The organism is Silvibacterium bohemicum, from assembly GCF_001006305.1.
Taxonomy (GTDB): domain Bacteria; phylum Acidobacteriota; class Terriglobia; order Terriglobales; family Acidobacteriaceae; genus Silvibacterium; species Silvibacterium bohemicum.
Map to the genome: position 1 here is coordinate 439,260 of NZ_LBHJ01000003.1, position 21,320 is coordinate 460,579.

General features: G+C 57.6%; 14 protein-coding genes. 7 read left to right on the plus strand and 7 right to left on the minus strand.

From position 1 onward, the window contains the following. Positions 1 to 603: 603 nt before the first annotated feature. Positions 604 to 855: a hypothetical protein gene (locus XX99_RS07455; protein WP_050058751.1), complete on the plus strand. Its 252-nt coding sequence runs from the start codon at positions 604 to 606 to the stop codon at positions 853 to 855. A 225-nt stretch (positions 856 to 1,080) separates the two neighbouring features. Next, positions 1,081 to 1,710 carry an RNA polymerase sigma factor gene (locus tag XX99_RS07460; RefSeq protein WP_050058752.1) on the plus strand — a complete coding sequence of 210 codons (630 nt, stop codon included), beginning with the start codon at positions 1,081 to 1,083 and terminating at the stop codon, positions 1,708 to 1,710. A gap of 256 nt (positions 1,711 to 1,966) precedes the next feature. Here the strand turns inward: XX99_RS07460 and XX99_RS07465 are convergent, their stop codons facing one another. The 3 genes from XX99_RS07465 to XX99_RS07475 all read right to left on the minus strand — a co-directional run bounded on the left by XX99_RS07465 (position 1,967) and on the right by XX99_RS07475 (position 6,724). Further along, positions 1,967 to 2,698, minus strand: a complete 732-nt coding sequence (locus XX99_RS07465) for a GntR family transcriptional regulator (RefSeq protein ID WP_082125345.1) — start codon at positions 2,696 to 2,698, stop codon at positions 1,967 to 1,969. A gap of 129 nt (positions 2,699 to 2,827) precedes the next feature. Next, positions 2,828 to 4,042: a threonine synthase gene (locus XX99_RS07470; protein WP_050058753.1), complete on the minus strand. Its 1,215-nt coding sequence runs from the start codon at positions 4,040 to 4,042 to the stop codon at positions 2,828 to 2,830. Between the two features lie 87 nt (positions 4,043 to 4,129). Further along, entirely contained in the window at positions 4,130 to 6,724 is a 2,595-nt protein-coding gene (locus tag XX99_RS07475; protein WP_231581186.1) for a M14 family metallopeptidase, read from the minus strand. A 138-nt stretch (positions 6,725 to 6,862) separates the two neighbouring features. Between XX99_RS07475 and XX99_RS28580 the strand changes: the two genes are divergently transcribed. From XX99_RS28580 to XX99_RS07485, 3 genes are all read left to right on the plus strand, one after another. Next, positions 6,863 to 7,342, plus strand: coding sequence for a pentapeptide repeat-containing protein (locus XX99_RS28580; protein WP_375782544.1), 480 nt, complete (start codon positions 6,863 to 6,865; stop codon positions 7,340 to 7,342). Between the two features lie 532 nt (positions 7,343 to 7,874). Next, on the plus strand, positions 7,875 to 11,363 hold the full coding sequence (locus XX99_RS07480; RefSeq protein ID WP_050058754.1) for an outer membrane beta-barrel protein: 3,489 nt from the start codon (positions 7,875 to 7,877) through the stop codon (positions 11,361 to 11,363). A 58-nt stretch (positions 11,364 to 11,421) separates the two neighbouring features. Then, the gene (locus tag XX99_RS07485) at positions 11,422 to 13,431 is read left to right on the plus strand and encodes a S9 family peptidase (RefSeq protein ID WP_231581187.1); all 2,010 of its coding nucleotides are present in this window, start codon (positions 11,422 to 11,424) and stop codon (positions 13,429 to 13,431) included. 237 nt (positions 13,432 to 13,668) lie between these two features. Here the strand turns inward: XX99_RS07485 and XX99_RS07490 are convergent, their stop codons facing one another. Together XX99_RS07490 and dosP are read right to left on the minus strand one after the other, a co-directional pair. Next, positions 13,669 to 15,102, minus strand: coding sequence for an eCIS core domain-containing protein (locus XX99_RS07490; protein ID WP_050058755.1), 1,434 nt, complete (start codon positions 15,100 to 15,102; stop codon positions 13,669 to 13,671). Between the two features lie 273 nt (positions 15,103 to 15,375). Then, positions 15,376 to 17,946, minus strand: coding sequence for an oxygen-sensing cyclic-di-GMP phosphodiesterase DosP (gene dosP / locus XX99_RS07495; protein WP_050058756.1), 2,571 nt, complete (start codon positions 17,944 to 17,946; stop codon positions 15,376 to 15,378). A gap of 1,109 nt (positions 17,947 to 19,055) precedes the next feature. On the opposite strand from dosP, the gene XX99_RS07505 reads away from it, so the two are divergent. Then, on the plus strand, positions 19,056 to 19,685 hold the full coding sequence (locus XX99_RS07505) for a YbhB/YbcL family Raf kinase inhibitor-like protein (protein ID WP_184084672.1): 630 nt from the start codon (positions 19,056 to 19,058) through the stop codon (positions 19,683 to 19,685). A gap of 111 nt (positions 19,686 to 19,796) precedes the next feature. Here XX99_RS07505 and XX99_RS07510 read toward each other — a convergent pair whose 3' ends face one another. Both XX99_RS07510 and XX99_RS27125 read right to left on the minus strand, forming a co-directional pair. Beyond that, positions 19,797 to 20,324, minus strand: a complete 528-nt coding sequence (locus XX99_RS07510) for a hypothetical protein (RefSeq protein ID WP_156185852.1) — start codon at positions 20,322 to 20,324, stop codon at positions 19,797 to 19,799. Between the two features lie 88 nt (positions 20,325 to 20,412). After that, entirely contained in the window at positions 20,413 to 20,748 is a 336-nt protein-coding gene (locus XX99_RS27125; RefSeq protein ID WP_156185853.1) for a hypothetical protein, read from the minus strand. Between XX99_RS27125 and XX99_RS27130 the strand changes: the two genes are divergently transcribed. Continuing rightward, entirely contained in the window at positions 20,747 to 21,211 is a 465-nt protein-coding gene (locus XX99_RS27130) for a hypothetical protein (RefSeq protein WP_156185854.1), read from the plus strand. The genes XX99_RS27125 and XX99_RS27130 overlap by 2 nt on opposite strands. Positions 21,212 to 21,320: the final 109 nt, after the last annotated feature.

The following is a 21,320-nucleotide window of genomic DNA, read 5'->3' on the forward strand; positions in this document are numbered from 1 at the left end:
TTTCGACTTAGTATCCGTGTTCCAGCCTGCTACAACTTTCGTCAGCTTACCGTCCAGGAAACTTTAGTTAGGTTCCTATTGATTTGTTGCAAAAGTACCTATGGCCTTTGGTAATCTTTGGCGGTGCTTATGAGGAGATAAAAAATGAAAATGTTAATTGCAGCAATTGACGAGGAGATATCGCGCTTGATGAAGGCTCGGGCTCTCTTAGCCGGCAGCAACGGTAGCTCAGGGATGCCAGGAAGGAAGCCTGTGACATTAACAGCAACGAGGGTGAAGAGGAACTTGAGCCCGGACGCGCGCAAACGTATTGCGGACGCGCAGCGGAGACGGTGGGCGGCGGTGAAGAAAGATTCCAGATAGAAATTGTTTCTACCCGCGTCGCAGAGGTGTATTTCATACGCTGGAAATCCTCTCGAAGTGATCTGTGCGACCCGATGCCAAAGCGGGGCTTCCCCCTCACCCGAAATCCTCACTGCGCCTAAAATCTTTTAATCTAAGATCGCCGCCTGTCTTCAAAAGGGACTTTGTCGGAACGACTCGACAAAGGAGCTGAGATATATCTACTATCATCTCGAAGATTTCGCTCTGCCGGAACTCGCAATGCCTGACAGGGCAACCGCGGCTGCCGTTGATGTGAAATTTCAAACTGCCATGACCGGGCATCTCGATTTGAGATATGACCGGGGGTTAAGGCGAGATGTATTTTTGGACAGGTTGTCGATGATTGTTTATTTGTGGCTATCTGCAGTTAGAATCTGCCTTATTAAAGCAACGGTATCAGCGATTTCGCCGGCGATATCCTCCATTGACGCCGGTTTCATGCTGACGCATGAAGCAATGAATTACATATGAGACAGCGTGTATTTATTCGGGCCTACCTATCTTGCCGTTATCCACGAACCAATCGCCATTTCTTCTGCCTGATCCGATCCGGTTAATACGTAAGAACGATGCGAATTCCTTTGCCAATCTGAAGATTTTGCTTCAGTATTGTGCGTTGGTGTCTTGGATTTCTCCGTCGTTCGAAAGCATTGTTCTTTTGTCACGATGGGCACCTGTTGTTGGGAACGGATACGAATGAGCTATCAGATACTCACTGCGGCTGAACTGGTTGAGCAGTGCTGCAACAATGATTCGCGGGCCTGGGAAGAATTCATACGGCGCTTTCAGCGGCCGATTGCCTTGATGATCGTTCGAGTCATGCGGCGCTGGGGAATGTACTCGCCGACGGTCATCGACGACCTGTTACAGGAAACTTACTTCCTGCTCTGCGCCAACGAATACACCCTTCTTCGCGGACTCTTGAAGAAACGACCCGATTCGGTGGAATTTATGCTGCGCGTAATCGCAGCAAACGTGACCCACGACTATCTGCGGGCGAAGACTGCCAAAAAACGAGGCAGAGATTACCAGCAGATAGACGACCCTGATCATTTCCTGATGGAAAACGCCTTGGTCGAGGATGGGGCGACCAGAATTGAGGCGGAGATTCAGCTGGATCAGATTGACCGCTTGCTGCAGGCCCCGCCAAACTCGGCGACCGTCCATCGCGATCGAGCTATTTTCTGGATGTATTTTCAGTCCGGGATGACCGCTCAGGCCATTTCCGAGATCCCTTCGATTCGTCTCAGCGCAAAGGGCGTCGAGAGCTCGATCCATCGAACCCTCGAATATATCCGGGGATGTTTCAAAATCAAGCGGCGCTGAAACGGGCGGGTCTTTGGGGAAGAGAAAGGCATTCACCGCGGAGGACGCGGAGAGCACGGAAGTTTTTGCGAGTGAGCTCCGCGTCTGTGGGAGATATCTGGTGAATATCTCTGACTCCTCTGTGCTCTCCGTGGTGTGCGTGTTTTGGGGTGAATTCATCGCCAAGACGCTAGGTATGCCAAGCGGTGCGCGTCGTTTCCGCGAGCGGCTTTCGGGCAAGAAAACTCAGAAGGGAAGACCCTATTCAAGGTCTCTTTCAATCCGCCGCGGTAGATGCCAGTCCATCGATCTCACGGGATGAGCCGTGACTGGCGCCGTTTTCGTCGACCGCTTCGTCTTTCTGCGTAACGAACTCGATCAGGCGCTCTCGAACCAGGGCAATGTGCATCCGCATGTGGGATTGAGCGGCGGCGCGATCGTTTTTTTGAAAGGCTTCCAGAATCTTAAGGTGAGCTTGCACCGCGGTCGAAGAAGAGAGGCTGTAGCTCTTGCAGCGGCATAGCCATATCTGGTTATGTATGTTGCTGAGCACGCGGCAGAGCTCGGCGTTGCCGCTGGCTTTGGCGATCGTCTGGTGGAAGTGAGTGTCCTCTTCGATGTGGCCGATCCTGTTCTTAGCCTTCACCAGTGATCTTGTATGCTCAATGCTCGTGTGGAGCTCGGCGATCAGTTGTGGAGTCAGATCGGCGACTCCCACGGCGTACGCCTCCAGCTCTTCGCGGAGACCATAGAGGTCTTTGATCTCCTTGGCTGAAAAGCGGCGGAGAAACGCACCGCGCCGGGGCTCGATGCGAATGAGTCCCTCGGCCTGCAGGCTGTTCAGCGCTTCGCGAACCGGGGATTTGCTGATTCCCAGCCGGTTCGAGAGAAATTCCTCGGTCAGCCGTGCGTCTTCATCCAGATCGCCTTCCATAATGTAGCGCTTGATGCTGTCATAGGCGAGCGCCGTGAGGTTCTGGGGAAGGCTTAGCTTTTTAATCGCGGACATCAATAGTCACCGGAGCCACTGTAACATTTCGAATATCGGATATCAGACACAATAATTCGCCGCTTGAGGAGAATGGCTCGCAGGTTCAATAGATTCTGCGAGCCATTCTCAACGTAAGGTCGCACATTTTTATTTCATCGCGGGCTCGGCTGTGGGCCGCGAGAGCTTCATTGCCTCTGCAGTGACGTCGGTGTATTTCAATCCTGCGCCGGTATTGAAAAGGACAACCTTGTCCTCGGGCTTCAGGAAGCCGGTTTGCAGCAAATGGTCGTAGGCCGCGGTTGCTGCAGCGCCTTCGGGTGACAAGAAGATTCCTTCATTCCTCGCCCAATCCAAGATGGAAGCGAGGATCTGCTCGTCGGTCAGCGCCAGTGCGGTTCCTTCGGATTTGCGCACTATGTCGAGAATGATCGCGTCGCCATAAGGCTTCGGCACGCGAAGGCCGGAGGCAAAGGTGGCGGCGTCGCGCCATGCTTCGCTGACTGAAGCGCCTTGCTCGAAGGCGCGTGCGACCGGAGCACAGCCGGTGGACTGTACGGCGATCATGCGGGGACGGCGGCCGGGCTTTACCCATCCCAGTTCTTCGAGCTCTTCGAAGGCCTTCCACATCCCGATCATTCCGACACCGCCGCCGGTGGGATAGAAGACCGCATCGGGATATTGCCATCCCAGCTGCTCGACAAGCTCGTAGCCCATAGTCTTCTTGCCCTCGACGCGAAAGGGCTCTTTAAGGGTCGAGATATCGAACCATCCCTCCTGCTCTTTGCGCTCGGACACGATGCGCGCGCAGTCGGAGATGAGCCCGTTCACCAGTGTTACCTTGGCGCCGTAGGCGATCGCTTCCACATAGTTTGCAAAGGGCACATCGGCAGGCATGAAGATGTGAGCTTCGATGCCCGCTGCCGCAGCGTAAGCCGCAAGTGCGCCGGCGGCATTGCCCGCCGAGGGGATCGCGATCTTGGTGATGCCATAATGATGGGCCAGCGTTACGGCCAGTCCCAATCCACGCGCCTTGAATGTGCCGGTAGGATTTGTGCCCTCTTCTTTCAGCCACACGCCCGCGTATCGCTTGCTGTGCAGCATCGGAGTCCAACCCTCGCCGAGGGTTACCGGTGGCACGTCCGGCAGAACCGATCGATAGCGCCACATTCCGGACCAGGGCACGCCTGCCGTGTCTCGCGCGATGACATCGTCCGGACGCGTGCCTGCCAGCGCGGAGAAATCATAGCGGACATAAAGAATTCCGGCCGGCGAATCGGGGCATACCGGACAGAGCGTCTGCGGCGTCTCTGCAGAGACATGGGCGTGGCAGCGGGAACATTCGAGAAAGGCGATTGCAGGCATACTTCTCCTAGAAAAAATGGACGGAAGCGGTCTTGGCGTCTCCAGTGGTTGAGTAGTGGTGGATGTGGGGGAGATCGAAGGAGTATCTCAGTGCGATTGCCCTCCTGATTCAACAGGCGCGGGCGTGGAGCTCGCGTAGAGAAGGGAATTGAAGAAGAGCTTGTAGGTGACCTCGGAAAGCGCGCGATACTGCGGGCGGAAGCCGAAGAGGATGATGCGGCCCTTGCCCATCGGCTCTTCTGCGATGGCGGACGTACCGTTGAGATACTTTCCTCCGAGTATCCAGCCGCTCAGCAGTGGCTTATCGCTGGTATAAGAGGCGACCGATTTCGCGTCTCCCGAGACTTTGAATGACGGGCTCGTCTCGAAGAAGACCGGGACCGTTGGCGTGGAACCAAAGCCTATCGGGTTCGAGGTATCGACGGAGACTTCGAGGATCGATCCCGGAACATAGAATTCGCGATTGGCTACGCCGTCGAGAACATTGCTCACATCTGGTGAGTCTTTGTGCGCGTAGACTCCCGAGGCCTTGTTCAAAGTAACGATGGTTCCCCCATCTTCTACGAAGGCCTTTAGAGCCGCTGCTCCGCTATCACCGAGTCCGCCCTTGTACTCCGGCGGCAGGGGCGGATTAGGAACGTGATTTCCTCCGCCTTCGCCGCGACCCGATCCTCCGGTGAGAATCGCCGATGGGGAGTTATCGGGTAGCACGATGACATCGAACCGCTCATGCAGACTGCCTTTGCGGATTTCGTCATCGACGAGCCGCTTGTAGGGAATGTTGTTTTGGTCGAAGAGGAAGCGCGTCCATCCCTCGTCCATCGAAGGCACCCAGCTCTGGTAGAGACCGATGCGCGGCAGCGTGACCGCGAGTGCATTGCCTGTGACTGGATTCGCCGCCGTCTTGATGTCGATGGAGAACTGCTTCGCCGCCTGCTCCAGCTTCGGTTGCAGGCCGGCTTGCTGCGGGATGTAGATCGTGCCCGGCGTGTAGCCTGAGCCGGTCAAGCGATAGGCATGCACGCCCGACTGCAGCAGAGAAAAGAGCGCGTAAAGGCTGCTGTTGGTGGAATCATCGATGATGTATCCGGAGGCGTTCGCTTCCGCGCTCAAATGGCCGGCTGCTGGATCATCGCTTTCGACAGCCTTGGTCGATGCGTCGAACTTATGTGCGATCTCTGCAACCTTCACTCCGAAGAGCAACGGCAGCGTTTGCGCGGTTACGTCGTAAGGGCGCTGCGGAGGTCCGCCTGGATATTCGCGGAGGTCGGGATAGTGCTGTATTTCCAGCACCGTCTTTGCGAAGCTGCGGAAGGGCTGGTCGAGTCGAACGATGTAACTGCCGGCCGGATACGTTGCGCCGTCCGCATCGAACGAATTCGTCGCCTGTTGGACCTCGACCGCAGCGGTGCGGAGCAGATTGATGAGCCGCGCGGTGACGACGGGATCGCGCTGGTCGGGTGGAATGACATATGCATACGGTCCCGACGTTGGATGCACGGCATTCGAGCCCACGGTATAGAAGTCGGTGAGGAACTGCTCGCGATCGACCGCGGCTCTCCGCGCAATCGAAGACAGCGCCAGCAGCTGATACTCGACGATGTCGCCCAGACGCCAGGTTCCGCCCATCCATGGATTGGGAAAGTTCCACGCCGCCGTTTTCGCATCGTATCCGATGCCGCGGCCGAGTTGATCGAAAGTTACATCGATAGGCGAGGCGATGTTGGCGCTGGCCGATTCGGTGAGGATGCGCAGGCCGTTGTGATAGCTGATGTAATCGCGCAGCGGCGACCAGAAGTCGTAGACGCCATGAATCAGCACGCCTGTTTTTCCGGCCGATGAAACATCCTTCGCCATGTTCGTTCCCAGTGCATTCATTGAGGAGACCAGCAGCGGGTCGACGTTGGGATCGATAGGATCGACCCACGGCGGCATATAGATGCGCGGGCCATCTGCGCCCATCTGGTGAAGATCGTAGAGGATCTGAGGATGCCATTCGTTGATGAGCTTCACCGTGTGGCGCGTCTCCGGCTGCGTGAATCCCACCCAGTCGCGATTGTCATCGTGGCCCGTGTAGTGGGCCCACAGAACGGGCGGATTGCTGCCTTCGTAAGGTGTGCCGAGATACTTCTTATACCAATCGACCACCAGCTGTTCGCCATCAGGATTGAGCGAGGGAACGAGCAGCAGGATGACGTTCTTCAGAATGGCCTGTGTCTCGGGAGTGTTTTCCGTGGCCATGCGCCATGCGAATTCTGCCGCGGTCTGCGAGCTCGCGATCTCTGTCGAGTGAATATTGAAGGTGATCAACAGGATGGTCTTGCCTTTGGCGATGAGCGCCTTGGCCTGGTCCGGCGTGGTGCTGCGCGGATCGGACAGCCGCCGATTGATCTCCTGATACTCCGCGAGGTGTGCGAGATTTTCTGGTGCGGAGATGGTGAGGGCTACAAAGGGCCGACCCTCGTTCGTCTTACCCAGCTCCTGATACTTCACCCGATCCGATTGCGCAGCCAGAGTCTGGTAATACGAGGTGAGCTGCTTCCAGTCCGCAAGCTTGCGATCTGTACCCGGCTTGAATCCAAATACCTGTTCCGGCGAGGGAGCGGTCTTTGCGGGGGCTGCATGCAGCGCGGGCGAGGCCAGGAGTAGAGCAAGAGTCGCGATCAGGCCAGGTGTCTTCAATGTCTTTCCTCCGGGAAATCAGGCCGGTCGAAAGCCGCACAGAGATGGCGCTTTTCCCATCTGCGACGGAACGCTCCGGTAGTCGTGGATGATAAAAAGCGCGTCGACGATTCCGGCGCACGAGCAGCATCTTTGCGGATGACCGGCGATGTCCGGGGAGACCGGCTTCGAAGGAGAGAGAAGCCGGCTAGGGACAGCGCCGGAACCGACATATCCGGATCGGACATGCCGGGAGCGGACATGTCCGGATCGAATCTATCGAAAGCGAACCCATCGGGGCCGGACATATGCGGCGCGAGCCTGCGAGAGCAACTCGATGATGCGTCATGCGTGAGCGAAATATATCACATATCATGTCGCGGTCCAGTCTGCGTGGTCGATAGTTTGCTGAAGTTCGTGAGAAGTTGCGATAGTTCAGCGATTGTATGCGAGAGGCTTCAGCAGCAGCTCACGCGCATATGCGCTGCGCGCTCCATAAGCAATTTTTATCGAGCTTCTACGCGCGCCGAGCGCGGCGATATATTCCGTTGCATCTTCGCATCGCCGCCCGTCATCAATAGCAGAAAAGGCAGTTCGAGGTATTTGTACTCGCATGAAAGATTCGTCAGGCAAGCGTGAAAGTTTCCTTAAAAAAGGACTGGACGAGTGTCTGATATGTGATATCTTGACTGAAATCAAACGATCCGCAAGCTTATTCCGGACCCGCCAATTGCCTTTTCTTTGGTTGTCCTTTTGTTAAGCGGACGAGTGCATGTGTTGGTTCTGAATGAGCGGTAACAAGAGTTAGTTGCCGCTCCAGCTTTCTTTAGGACTCTTAGCGTTTCCGGAAGCGATTGCGTTCGTCTCTTCTCGTCACTCAGAACTTCTTGCTTTGTAACTCCGTAGAGGATTCATGAAGGTATTCGACATCTCTGGCCTCTCCATCGCGATGCTGTTGGCGCTTCGCGCCACTCCGCGGGAGTTTGTGCGATGTCGCCCTCTTAGTTCCTCTTGTTGTAGCCGCTGAATTCCGGCGATACCGCCGATCGCGTCTGCTTAGAGTCCGGACATGGCTCCGCCTTCGTGTGCGCGGCCACTGTCCTACGTGGAAATCCCAAAAGAAGCCTTGTCTAAGGCCAACTGTTTTTCTTTTTTTTCCTCAGGAGGCAAGATGTCTCGTAAGAATCGCTCTCTATTTTTTTGGCTTAATTTCCCCTCATTCCTGCTTATTGCTTTTCTCCTCGCGCCGTGTCAGTTGGGATGGTCGCAGGCACAGACCGGCGGCGGCCTTCGCGGCACGGTGAAAGACACCTCCGGTGCGGTAGTCACGACCGGCACCGTGCACCTGGTGGACCCCGCGACCACGAGCGAACATGTTCAGAACCTGAATGCTGCAGGGCAATTCACCTTCAGCGACATTCCTCCCGGAACGTATACGCTGCGCGTAGATTCCGCAGGATTTCAATCGCAGGAGTTCGTGAAGGTTGAATTCATCCTGAATGAAGTGCGTGAGTTGAATGTAACCCTCACTCCGGGCAATGTAACGCAGCAGGTCGAGGTGCACTCCGATCAGGCCAGCGTCGTTACTCTGCAGACCGAGGTCGGCACGCTCATCGACGAGCAGCGCATCAAAGAGCTGCCATTGAATGGACGCGACTTCCAGAACCTCATCTATCTCGCACCCGGCGCGACGCGCAGTGCGGGTGGCACGGGACAAGGCTCGACGATCTCCGCCGGCGGCTCGAGGCCGACCAATAACAACTTCCTCATCGATGGCGGCGATGCGAATGATCCGCGCGTTCCCTCGGGCTCAGCTGGCAATATCGGGAACGTGACCAGCAGCGTTCCGCTCGATGCAATCGCCGAGTTCAACATCATCACCAGCGGTCCCACCGCGGAATTCGGCCGCAGCTCCGGTTCTGTGCTCAACGTAGTTACAAAAACAGGAACGAATGATCTGCACATCTCCACGTGGGAGTATCTGCGCAATTCCGCTCTGAACACGCGCAACTTCTTCAATCCTGTCGGATTCAAATCGCCGTTCCAGCAGAATCAGTTCGGCTTCTGGGCGGGTGGAAAGATCATTCCCGACCGCACCTTTTACTCCGTCTCCTACGAAGGCTTTCGCCAGCGCTCCACATCGCCCACCAATGTACAGATCCCTACCGCCCAATTCATTGGAGCTCTGACCAATCCCCTCGCCCACTCTATTTTTCAATCGGTATATCCCTCCGTACAAGGGCAGGCCTTTAGTCCCACCAATACATCGACCTGGGCGACGACGGTCAATCGCAATATCGCTAACGACGTCGATGCGGATACGGGATTCGCGCGCTTCGACCAGATCTTCTCGTCGCGCAATCAGGGGTTCGCCACCTTCAGCATCGTCGATGCTGTGCCGTCGGCGGCCCACAACGGCGGCAACCTCGCCGGCACCGGAGTCGGCGAAACTCAGCGCGTTTATCACATCGTGCTGCAGGATACTCATACCTTCACGGCGAACTTGCTGAACAGCGCGCGCATCAGCTATCAACGCACACCAACGGCCTTCCCCACAGAAGATCCATCCACTGGGGCGCTGGAAGCCGGCGCTCTCCGCACCGGTGGTCCGAATGCGGGGCAGAATTTTTCTTCGTCGGTTGCTAGCCCCAACGGACTTCCTACCATCTCCTTCAATTCCGGACGCTTCAACACGATCGGTATCGCCAGCAACCAGCCGCAAGGCCGGGCCGAGAACGTGTTGACATATCAGGATTCACTTTCCTGGGAACATGGCCGGCATCTGTTCAAAGCCGGTTTTCAGCTCAGCCGTGTTTACGACAACACGACCTTCAGCAACGCCATCCGTCCTTCCATCGCTCTGCTCGATACCAGCTTCGCGAATATCAACGCACTGGCACTCAACTCGCAGGCGCAGGATTTCTACAACTCTGGCAGCTCCGAGCGCGGCTACAGGTTATGGGAGCAGGGCTACTTCGTCGAAGATACCTACCGGATAACCAACCGGGTCACGATCAACGCCGGACTGCGCTATGAGCTTTTCCCGCCGTTCACGGAAGTGAACAACCTGCTCTCGAACGCCTATATCCTCAATGCCAACGGTAGTCCGAACAAGTGCGAGTCGCTTCCTTTCAACAGCGATCTTTCGAACGTCGCGGTCGTTAATCCGTCGAAGTTCGGGATCGGCAACTACTGCTCCAAGTACGACGATTTCGGGCCGCGCCTCGGCGTAGCGTGGGATGTTCGCGGCAATGGCGAGACCGTCGTTCGCGCCGGGTACGGTGTGTACTACGACCGCGTCTTCGGGAACGTCTACGGCAACACGCGATTCAACCCGCCCTATACCGTATCCGCCACTCTCACCACTGGCGATTACACCGGCGCGCTGGCGCCTTCCACGGTCAATACAACGACGCCATACAGCCTCACCACCGTCGACCCCGCTCTCCGCAATCCGCTCACGCAAAGCTTTAATCTTGCGGTTGGACAACAGATCGATAAAGACTCCGTGCTGACCTTGACGTATGTCGGCGCGCTTGGCCAGAGACTGCTGGCGACCCAGCGGCCGGACTTCGGAACCAGCTTTGCATACCAGTTCCGTCCTGCCAACACGGGACCAGCCGCGCGTTCGGAGCAGGACATTGCCAACACTCTCATCCGTCCGCCGTTTGCGGACTTCACCCATCACGATTCGGCTGCGTCGTCCGGCTACAATGCGCTGCTGGCCGATTATCGACGCAGGCTATCGCACGGTCTCACTGTAGAGGGAGCCTATACGTGGAGCCACAGCCGGGACGATCTCTCCGACGATGTTGCAGGCAGCACCGACTCCTCTTTTCCCCAGGCGACGATCGAGAATCTGGTAGCTCCTTATATGGCTGCCAACAGCAACTGCCCGGCCGCGCAGGGTAACGCGTCATCCGCGGCAAGACTTACTGCGGCTGTGCAGTGCGCGAGCGGCCAGCCGAATCTCACCCAGGCGCAGGCTGCCACTCTGTTCCTCTCCCAGTACACCCGCGTCGCGCCCATCAAGTGGAACTTCGGCGATTCGGCTTACGATGTGCGCAACCGCTTTGCGGGCAGCGTGATCTATCAGCTCCCCATCGGCAACGGACATGCTCTGTTCGAGAACCTGAATCCGGTGGCCAACAAGTTCGTTGAAGGATGGGCCATCAGCTCGATCGTGGATTCGCAGTCCGGTACTCCGTTTCTACCGACCACTGGAGCCGATTCCAATCGTGACGGCGACACCAACGACCGCGCCGTTGTAACTGGCCCACTCGGTCCGCACAGTGGACACTTGGTGAAGAATTTCAGCGGCACAACCCCGGTCGTCCACTTCTTCTCGAGCTGCCTCACCAGCGCCTGCGGATTAGGCGCGGGTGACGGCGTTGTCGATCCTCGCGAGCGTATCTCCCGCGGCTTGCTGCGCGAGCCCGGCATCAACAACTGGGATATGCAGCTGGTGAAGCAAACCAATATCCACGAGAAGTTCAACATGCGCTTCAGCGCTGACTTCTTCAACGTACTCAATCACACGAACTTCTCCACTCTCACCTCGAGCATTGCCAGCTCAACCTTCGGGCAGGCGCTTTCGCAGCGCTCTCTAGGACAGACCGAGTCGCGGCAGATTCAATTCGGATTGAAATTGCAGTACTGACCACGAACGGGCGGGCAGCCTGACTAAGCTGCCTGCCCCTCTTTTTTTGGAGGCTCCAGTGCATCTCATCGCTTCTATTCGGCGTCAGTTTCCCGTAATGGCCGCGCTCGCCGCCACCACACTGCTCGCAGGAGTGCCGCAGCGGCTCTCCGCACAGCAGACATCGCACATCAGCCTGCAGGACATTCTTTCCGAAGAACCGATCACCGAGACCGCGCTTTCACCCGACGGCAAGACCTTCGCGATCACCCGCGACGGCCAGATCTTTCTGCTGCCTGTCGATGGAGGCTGGCCCGTCCGGCTCACCAGCACCACCGGCGGCAAGACAGGATTAAGCTGGTCTCCCGATGGCAAGCTGATCGCCTTCGCCAGCCGAGGCGGCATCTGGACTGTCACCGTCACTGGAGGGCAGCCGCGCCGTCTTACCGATGCTCCTGCCGGCGGCGGCGATCCGCGCCAGGCCACGGACCGCGAACCGCAGTGGTCCCCGAAGGGTCACTGGATACTCTTTACCTCCGGCCGCCGCGGCCACAACAGCCAGATGGTGGTCAGCGAAGACGGCAGCGTCAGCAGCCTTCTCACACCCGGACCCGACGATGCCGCGCAGGGCAAGTGGTCGCCTGACGGCACGCAGATTGTCTTTGTGGAACGCGCGCGCGAATACTTCAGCGGTCGATTGAAGATCCTGCACTTCGATCCGCGCTCCGGGCAGCCCGAAGGCAAGGCGAGCGTTCTGTATACCGCGCCCGTGGATCGCGGCGGTGGTTGGGAGATTCGCGGAGCGGAGTGGTCGCCGGATGGAAGGGAACTGGTGACCGTTCTGCAGAACTCCGGTTGGGATCATCTCTATCTGATCCCCGCGAGCGGTGGTGAGCCGAAGCAGATCACCGACGGCGCGTTCGAAGATGCCGACCCGCTCTTCTCGCCCGATGGAAAAACGCTCGCCTTTGTTTCCAGCCGCGGTTTGCTGGAGGCGCGCAACGTTTGGGTGATGCCGGCGCATGGAGGCGAGGCTCGCATTCTCAGCAAGTTCGATACGCCAGGCATCAGCGCACAGCCCGAGTGGTCGCCGGATGGCAGATCCATTTACTTCCATCATCAGTCGCCTACCGAAACCGCCGATCTTCTGGTGGCAGACGCGAAGGGCGAGTCGACTCCTCGCTATCTCACCCACACCACGCCGAAGAATTTCGAAGACGCGCAGGTTCCGGAGCGCGTGACATGGAAGAGCAAGGACGGAAAAGAGATTGCCGGGCTGCTCTTCACTCCTAAGGCCGCCAAGCCGGGAGCCCGTCTGCCCGCGGTGTTGTGGATTCACGGCGGACCCGAAGGCCAGGATGTCTTTCGCGCCGACGGATGGGCGCAGTATCTTGCGCAGGAAGGCTATGTGGTATTGGAGCCCAACTACCGTGGCAGCAGCGGTTACGGCGAGGTCTTTCGCAATCTGAATGTCGAAGACTCGAATGGCGCAGAGGTGGATGATGTTGCCACCGGCGCGCAGTATCTCGTCGACCGCGGCCTCGCCGATCCGGCGAAGCTGGCGATTGGCGGAGGCAGCCATGGCGGCACCATGACGGCATACATGGTGGTGCACTATCCCAATCTCTTTGCTGCTGCCATCGAGCTTTACGGCGTCGTCGACCGCGAACTCTTCGTGGAGAGAACGAATCCGCCCTCGTCGATTCGCTGGATGATGAAGATGGGCGGCTCGCCCACGGAGAAGCCGGAGGTCTATCGCCGCGCCAACGTGCTGCTTCAGGTGGACAAGGTGCAGACTCCGCTTCTGGTCATGCATGGAGAAGACGATCCGCAGGTGCCGCCTGCTGATTCTGCTTTCTTCGTCAAGGCGCTGCGCGAGCACAACAAGACTGTCTTCTACTTCACTTATCCAAACGAGCTGCACGGTTTTGCTCAACCCGCGCATCGCCTCGATGCATGGGAGAAGCAGCTGGCATTCCTGCAGCATTACCTGAATCCGAAATTCGGGACGACCAGCACATCGACGGAAGAGGTGGTGTTTCCGGAGAGCAAGGAGAAGCAGGCGAACGCTCATCCCGACGTTCGATAAACCTACGTGGCCGCGATTGTGAGAAAGAAGCATGTCGCGGCCACAGCTTCATGTGGGTAAACCTTGCTCAAGGCAATTAAGCGGAACGCCGTCGGCACTCCCGCCACGACAGCGCCAACTATTCCCGAGAAGACCATCTTGGCGCGGAGGTTGGAGAGGCTATTGATGCCTGGCAGCATTGCCCCAGCGAATGATGCTCTCTTTCGCCGGTTTGAACGCAGGATATGGTTCCGGGAATTACCATCTGCGTGGCGGGCCAATCGGCCCAGCCGGGTTTCCACCACGCCCAAAGCCGGGTACGACCGGATCGGCCGCCACATTCAACCCGCCTGGACCAATTGGACCAATCGGTCCAAATCCACCACCGCCCCGTCTGAACCCTGGTACCACTGGGTCGGCTGCTGCGTTTAGCCCGGCCGGGCCAATCGGTGGCGTAAGCGCCACGGGCAATAAAGGAGTCGGCAAAGGCACTTGCGGCGCTGCGGAGCCAAGCCCGTAGTCTTCGTCCCACCTCCAGGGCAAATTCTGATAGGTAGGCATTGCAAGCCTCGACAGCGGAGCCGCAGTAGCGGCAAGGGGTGCCGGCGGCAAAAGCGGCGTTGCGGAAGGATGCACATGGGTAGGCGCTGAAGAGGAAGGAGATCCGCTGCTGGAGGGTTTTCCCTTCTTCTTCTTAGGCGCCCTGGTGACAATGAAGTCTGCCAAAGACGGGCCATATGCGAAGTTGACAGCTCGCCGCCGAAGCGCCGAAGCATCTCCTGTTTCAGGGACAGGGCATCCCGTATTGTAGGCATGCGTGCGCCAATTCCCGGTGTTTCCGTTATAGAACCAGTGAACGACATGAGAGTTGTTGGCAAGCGAGCGGAAGGTTAAATGCATCAATTCGCCCGCTCGCGCGAGGTGTGCGTGATTGGACGGATTATCGATCTCGCTTGGTTCAAGCTGCGTGATATGGACATCGTCATAGTACGGATCGATATTCTCCACGCCATGATTGACCGCAAACACGGATATACGAGAGCACTGAATCGCAGAAGACGCGCGGTTTCGCGGGCCGCCCATCGGCGAGGCAGCTTTTGTCTGCAAGGCAGGCAATCGGAGAGCGATGCCGGTTTGCGCAACAGGCGTCAAAACTCCTCTCGACAGTTGCGCGAGTGGGAGTCCTCCCGTTTTGCAGTTCACAGCGGTTCCCTGTGCGCTTATCTGTGCTCGCGTATCGATCTTTCTGCCCGGAACACTCTCGGCACTTGAGTTGAAATGCGACATTGCCGCGTACCTTCCTAGACGGTCCGCTTCGGCTTCGAGAGAGGCATCCTGAACGACGGCCACCCCATTGCCAAACGGATTTGTCACCCGCCCCGCTCTTTGCTGCACCACATGCACCAGCTCATGTCCCAAAAGAATCTGCCCATGTGGAGTGTGCGGATTGTACTGACCGGGTGCGAAATGGATATTTGTTCCCCAAGTAAATGCAATTGCGCCGATCGCGGGAGCTTCAGATCCGACGTGAATGCGCACATCGGAGAAGCTGGCGCCCAGGGCACGCTCCATCTTTGTCTGTACTTCGCGCGGCAGGGGACGGCCTCCGATGCCAGGTGACAGAGAGACTGGGAATGCTTCGACTCCGGCGCGCAGCTTGACTCCCGGCTTCGCCTGGACCGCTTGTTGCAAGACGGGAAACCCAGCCCGGGGTCGTCCCTGAAAAAAACCTTGCACCACACTCGGCCTGCTACTGCAAATGGCCTGCGCTGGCCCGCTGCAATTGGCGCGAAAGGATGGGCGCAAAGGTCTTGTCTGCGAGAACATGTCCAATTCGGAAGCTCCTTTTCTCTGAGTGGAAAACTACTCTCGGTAGCCTGTTCGGACGGTACCGGTCATAGAACGGTTTTCGGGCAAGGTGGCCGACTCCGATGATTCAGAATAACTGTTCTTCTAGTGCCCGGTTCAGACGCCGACTCTGTCGGGGATGGCGTTGGCTGGCTGCGTGGTCGAGATCCATCGTTCGAGATCGCGGGGACTCATGGCCTTCGCAAAGTGATATCCCTGAGCGACCGCGCAATCGAGGCGGCGTAAAATCCGCGCCTGGTCTTCGGTTTCGACGCCTTCCGAGACGACCGTCATGCCGAGACTCTGTCCGATGCGCACGACTGCAGTGGTGACCGCCTGGGCGTTGGGATCGGTCTCGAAATTTCGCATGAAGCTGCGGTCGAGCTTGAGCTCGTTGATTGGCATCTGGGTCAGGCTGGAGAGGGAAGAGAAGCCGGTTCCGAAGTCATCCATGGACAGGCCGACGCCGAGTTCATGCAGCGCCACCAGCGTCTTGAGTGTCTCGTTCCCGGTATTCATCATCACGCTTTCGGTGATCTCGATGGTGAGGCACGCCGCGGGCAGGGCGAACTCGTTCAGCAGCTCCGCGACGAATTTCGACAGCGTAGTGTCGCGGAAGTGCAGCGGCGAAAGGTTTACCGCGACGGTGGGGACGGCGACACCGTTCCTGCGCCAGATCGCCATCTGCCTGCAGGCTTCGCGAAGAGACCACTTCCCGATGATCTCGATCAGTCCGATCTCTTCGGCGAGCGGGATGAAGCGGACCGGCGAGATGTCGCCGAATTCGGGATGGCGCCAGCGAGCCAGAGCCTCGACGCCATAAAGTTTCTTCGAATTGAGATTGACCTGCGGCTGATAGTGAAGCCTCAGTGAGTTCGATGCCAGGGCGTTTCGCAGCGCGGCACCGAGCACCAGCCGGCTTTCGACAAGCTGATTCATCTCCGGGCTGAAGAAGCGATAGGTGGCGCGTCCAGCCGCCTTGGCTTGATACATTGCCGTTTCGGCATACTTGAGAAGGGTTTCGGGATCAGTGCCATTGTCGTTGAAAATGCTGATACCGATGCTGGCGGATAAGGAGAGTGCAAAGGCCGGAATATCCGTCGGTTGCGAAAGAGCGTGAAGTATCCTATCGGCCCTGATCGAGGCGTGGGCCACATCGCAGTCGGGCATGACCACGACAAAGGTATCTCCTCCGGTGCGGCAGATGACTGCTGCGAGGGTTGTGAAAGTTGCCTGCAGACGATGGGCAGCCTCGATCAGCATTTTGTCGCCTAGGGTATGTCCGAGACTGTTGTTGACATCCTTGAAGCGGTCGAGGTTGACAGCGAAGAATGCGACTTGACGATTCTCGTTGCCGGCTTTCTGGAGAAGACTTTCCACCTCAGCAACGAACCACGCCCGATTCGGCAGGCCGGTCAGGGGATCGAAGTGAGAGAGCAGCGCGATCTGGCGTCGCGCCTCATCGCGCTCGATGGCGAGCTTGCACAGGTGCAGGCAGGCTTGGACAATCTGTTGGTGAAACTGGCTGGGACCGCGCTTTTCGCGGTAATAAAACGCAAAAGTTCCGGCGATGCGGCCACCCTTTAATTTAATCGGCGAAGACCAGCAGGCTTTGAGACCATACGGCAGTGCAAGGTGCCGGTAGGGAGTCCAGAGCGGGTCGGTCTCGATATCGGTTACATATACGGACTCGCCGCGCCAGACAGCGGTGCCGCAGGAGCCGGCTATCTCTCCGATGGCTACACCGTCGATGGCATCGCTATAGGCGGGGGGAAGGCTGGGACCAGCCAGGGGGCGCATCTTGAGCTCCGAGTCGACAAGAAGAACGGAGGAGATGATATCCGGTGCGATCTCTTCCACGCGCCGGCACAGGAAGTCCGCGACTTCGGGAAGCGAGACATCCCCGGCGAGTATCTCGAGGATGTCATCCTGCAGGGACTGGATGCGCTTGAGCGGAGTGATATCGGTTAGAACGACGACCACGTTGGTGACGCTGCCACTCCCGTTGAGAATGGGATTGACCGCTGCTGAAACCCAGATCTGATCTCCGCTGCTGGCATAAACAAGGAGATCTTCGGTGAAGCCCTCCAGCTCCCAGCCTTTACGGCGGAAACGTGTGAGTGTCTCAGGCTCGGTGCTTGCTCCGGCGAGAAAGCTGCTCGGCAATTTGCCCTTGACGTCAGCTAGACTGTAGCCGAATAGATCGCTGAAGGCGCGGTTGATATAGATAATGCGGCGATCTTGGTCGAGCACCAGCATGGCGCGGTCGGTTTCGTTGACCGCCAGGGAAAGAAGGTGTAGCTCATCGCGGCGCTTGACCTCTTGGGTCACATCCCGGATAAGACCCATGTAGTGGATCTTGCCGTCGACATCAACTCGGGACAGAGAGAAGGAACCCCAGATTTCTGTCCCGTCTTTGCGTTCAATGCGAACTTCGCGGCTGGTCCCGACGGTCCTGTTTTCACAGCCATTCTGGTTCGCCTCGGCGTAACTGTCGCGGTAGGGCTGGCGATCGCCCGGAATGAGAAAGGTAACCGGCTGTCCGAGCACCTCGGATCGGTCATATCCCCAGAGGCATTCGGCAGCGGTATTGAAAAACGTAACCCGATTGGTGTCGTCGATTAGAACGACGGCATCGATGGCTTGCTCGAGCGCGGGAACGAGAACCTGATGATGACGGGGATCCATGCTGGCTGTCTTTCGAAGTGAAAGCTCGTACCCATAACCTTCCCTCATGCTAAGCGGATAGTAACCACTTCGCAAGTACCTAAAGGGGTATTTTTAATTGTCTTGAATTATGTTTGTGGGCGTGCGGGAGAGTCGATGGGTGCGGACGACTGAGGCAGACATCAAGGTCGCGAGTCATGCTTGCCCGAGAACTCACATCATGCGAGCGAAGTTTTATCTATAAAGATGACGATCGCTCTTCTGCTTTTTCAGTTGAGGTAAATTCCGAATGCCCGCCGTCAGACATTTCTCGGTGCATGCGCGTTGTCGGTACTTATCCCAATGGAGCCCACACTCGATCAGTGAGTCCTAAAGCTATTCCATTCACAAGTGTTCAACTCCATCGCACAGTAGGCTTCAAAAAGGTAAAGTTCCAGAGGGTTATCGATTTCGACGAATGCGACTCTAGCCCTCTGAAGGAGAGCCCTGGCAATGTCGAACTCGCTACGAAACTCGGGATCGGCCATTGCAAGATCCCGTGTCATTTTGTGAGGGAACTTGTTGTTAGCCATTCTGTAGGCAAGACTTGCACTAAAGTGGTTCTCCCCTTTTACGTGCTGCCGAAGCCGCCGAATCACAGATCTTGAGATGCCCACGTAAAAGGGCGTCCCGCTCTCCAACTCCAACAACACGTAGCACGCCGAAAAATCCTTGGAGCGGCGCAAATTGGACAAGATTGCGCCGACGCCGGTCCCAGACTCGCAAAACAAAGACATCGGCGATGGCTCATCAAGGGCAGAGCGAAGCGTAGCCATATGCTTCGGCAGGACTGTTCTGGCCAACTTTTCGAAGGTGTGCTCGCACGAATCTATCGACATGCTGCGAAGTATAGCGTATTAGTCTCCATAGGTCGTATTGTCCGCAATAAGCTGCCTAACCAATCGTCCGCAGGCTAGAAGTTACCGACCGATGAATATATGCGCACATTGTTGACGCATTAGTTAACTTGCGAAAACTAACCATGTTATCGGAGATAGCGGCGGGTATATCATCGCCATCGGGTTCCGATCCCCGTTGCGTTCTAGCGGGGGGAAGAACGAATCCCCTCAATCATGAGAACGGAGTTCGAGATGAAATTTTCCGGATTGCGAAACGTGTTGTTCTTCGCGGCCAGCGCGCTGCTGGCCACAACCGCATACCCGCAGGATGGTTTCCAGTTGCACAGCCCTGCCTTTCAAAGCAACGGTACGCCGCCGCTTTCAGCGATCCTGAACGAGCCGACCAATGGCGTGAACGCCTGCACGGCCAGCGGCGCGGCGGGCGGTGACCGGTCGCCCGAGCTTTATTGGACCGATGCGCCCCCGAATACGGCTTCGTTTGTCGTTGTCCTCTACGACACCACGGCCTCGTTTACGCACTGGGGCATGTACAACATCTCCGGGCATGCGAATGGTCTGCCGGAGAATGCCGGCGTGGCGGGCAGCAAGTTCGGCTCGCAGATCGAAAACGACTTCGATCTCGGCCAGGAGTACGACGGCCCCTGTCCTCCGGCCGGCGCAGCGCCGGAGATTCATCATTATGTCTTCACCGTCTACGCGCTGAGCACCACGCTGACGCTGCCAGGATCGACGAACTTTCCTGCGAACGCCGAAACTCTATATCACGCCTTTATCCAGGCGGCGGATCGCGGCCAGATCCTGGGCAAGGCAAGCCTGACGACGCTCTACTCAGCCACGCCGGGAACCGGTCATACCGACTGATCACGGAATTTCACTGCAACCAAGAAGGCCTCCCGGCAGTTGCGGGAGGCCTTCCTATTGACTCTTTCCAGATGGCCGGCGAACCAGGCGTACCTCAGCGAAAATCAGGTTCTAGTGGCCGGCTCCGCCGGAGTCCGTCATCGGCTCGGCGTGGTGCTCGCCTACGTGCAACCGCACGATCTGGCCGGGTTCGGCATTCACCCGGAAAAACGCCGTGTTGTCGACGACCTTTACCGGCTGGGGATCGGAGTCGACCTTCCAGTCTTCGGGCACAGAGTGTTCAACGACAAACGTCACCGGCGTGGAGGTCACATTCTGGAGAAGGTATTCGCGCTCGGCGACCGTGACTTTGCTCTTTTGCATCACGCCGTCGTCAAGAGATGCCTCGACGTGATGCGAGGTATGTACGCTCTCCAGGTGGCAGATAACGTGGTCATTTTCCAAGTCGGCCGGTCTTATCTCCGAGAGCGCGTTGCTTTCCTCCTGCAGAATCTTGCAGCTTCGGTCGACATGAATTTCCTTGAGCGGAGCCGAGGGCTGAGCAGGAGCGGAGGACTGTGAGAAAGCTGAAGGATAGCCCAAACCAAGGGTCATTCCCATGCCTAACAACGCAGCGGTGGAGAGAGAAGTTTTAGACATGCGACGAATTATACGCCCGGCCTGTAAGTGAGGCGATAACTTCGGATATGGAGAACCTGTATATTGCGGCAGGTGTCTTGCAAGACGATCACTCAGGTGATTGGCGTATACAGGCCCAGGTACGACGCAGGAAGGAGTCGCGCGCACAAGCTGGAGTTCCACCGCCGAAGACCCAGGCAAAGCCACTTTGGTTTCGCCACCAAGCCGTTTCCTTGTCGGCAAGAGACGCGATAAGTTCCTCGCTGACTGGCTGCATCCAAAAATCAATGCCATATTCCTCATAATGTTCCGCGATTGTGCTCGAAGCGAAGTCTTGATCGACCCCTGTCCTATCGAGAACGTAAACAGCGTTTTCAATCGCCGTGCATACCAGATGTCCCATTGTTCCTTTCGGGAATTGCTTCAGATATCGGATCGCAGCCATGCGGCCTTTGGTTCCGTCATCACCACTGGGCGGCGACGTGGGAACGGCTGCCACGGGAGTCGGCGTGGGAACGGTTGCCACGGGAGTCGGCGTGCGAACGGTTGCCACGGGAGTCAGCGTGCGAACGGTTGCCACGGGAGTCAGCGTGCGAACGGGTGCCACGGCAGTCAGCGTGCGAACGGGTGCCACGGCAGTCAGCGAGCGAACGGGTGCCACGGCAGTCAGCGAGCGAACGGTTGCCACGGGAGTCGGCGTGTGGCTCGCAGGTAAACTTCTCACGGTCCTCCTCAACATTGGTTGCAGGGTCGATGTGGAAAGATTTGGCGACTGTCTGGGGACGGGTGATTTCGGAAGCGAAGAAACGATCGGCGATGCTGCTTTGGCCTGCCCCGAAACCGGTAGCGACCTAGAGGCGGGCGGCGCAGCCGGTCGTAGTTGCGTTATTGGAGGCTGGGGGCGATAGACGGCAGGGGCAGCTGATTTCATCTGCATCGTCCCGGCCCTTGTCTGTCCCGCCCGCGGGGGAGACATCGCCGAAGCCGATTGCTTCAACTGACTTGCTGCAGCTTGTG

What these genes read in the sequence shown, in the direction of transcription:
- XX99_RS07465 (WP_082125345.1), bottom strand. Translation starts at nt 2,698, where the DNA reads ATGTCCGCGATTAAAAAGCTAAGCCTTCCCCAGAACCTCACGGCGCTC.
- XX99_RS27130 (WP_156185854.1), top strand. Translation starts at nt 20,747, where the DNA reads ATGCGGCCTTTGGTTCCGTCATCACCACTGGGCGGCGACGTGGGAACG.
- XX99_RS28580 (WP_375782544.1), top strand. Translation starts at nt 6,863, where the DNA reads ATGACCGGCGATGTCCGGGGAGACCGGCTTCGAAGGAGAGAGAAGCCG.
- XX99_RS07460 (WP_050058752.1), top strand. Translation starts at nt 1,081, where the DNA reads ATGAGCTATCAGATACTCACTGCGGCTGAACTGGTTGAGCAGTGCTGC.
- XX99_RS07480 (WP_050058754.1), top strand. Translation starts at nt 7,875, where the DNA reads ATGTCTCGTAAGAATCGCTCTCTATTTTTTTGGCTTAATTTCCCCTCA.
- XX99_RS07510 (WP_156185852.1), bottom strand. Translation starts at nt 20,324, where the DNA reads ATGTCTAAAACTTCTCTCTCCACCGCTGCGTTGTTAGGCATGGGAATG.
- XX99_RS27125 (WP_156185853.1), bottom strand. Translation starts at nt 20,748, where the DNA reads ATGGCTGCGATCCGATATCTGAAGCAATTCCCGAAAGGAACAATGGGA.
- dosP (WP_050058756.1), bottom strand. Translation starts at nt 17,946, where the DNA reads ATGGATCCCCGTCATCATCAGGTTCTCGTTCCCGCGCTCGAGCAAGCC.
- XX99_RS07470 (WP_050058753.1), bottom strand. Translation starts at nt 4,042, where the DNA reads ATGCCTGCAATCGCCTTTCTCGAATGTTCCCGCTGCCACGCCCATGTC.
- XX99_RS07505 (WP_184084672.1), top strand. Translation starts at nt 19,056, where the DNA reads ATGAAATTTTCCGGATTGCGAAACGTGTTGTTCTTCGCGGCCAGCGCG.
- XX99_RS07455 (WP_050058751.1), top strand. Translation starts at nt 604, where the DNA reads ATGCCTGACAGGGCAACCGCGGCTGCCGTTGATGTGAAATTTCAAACT.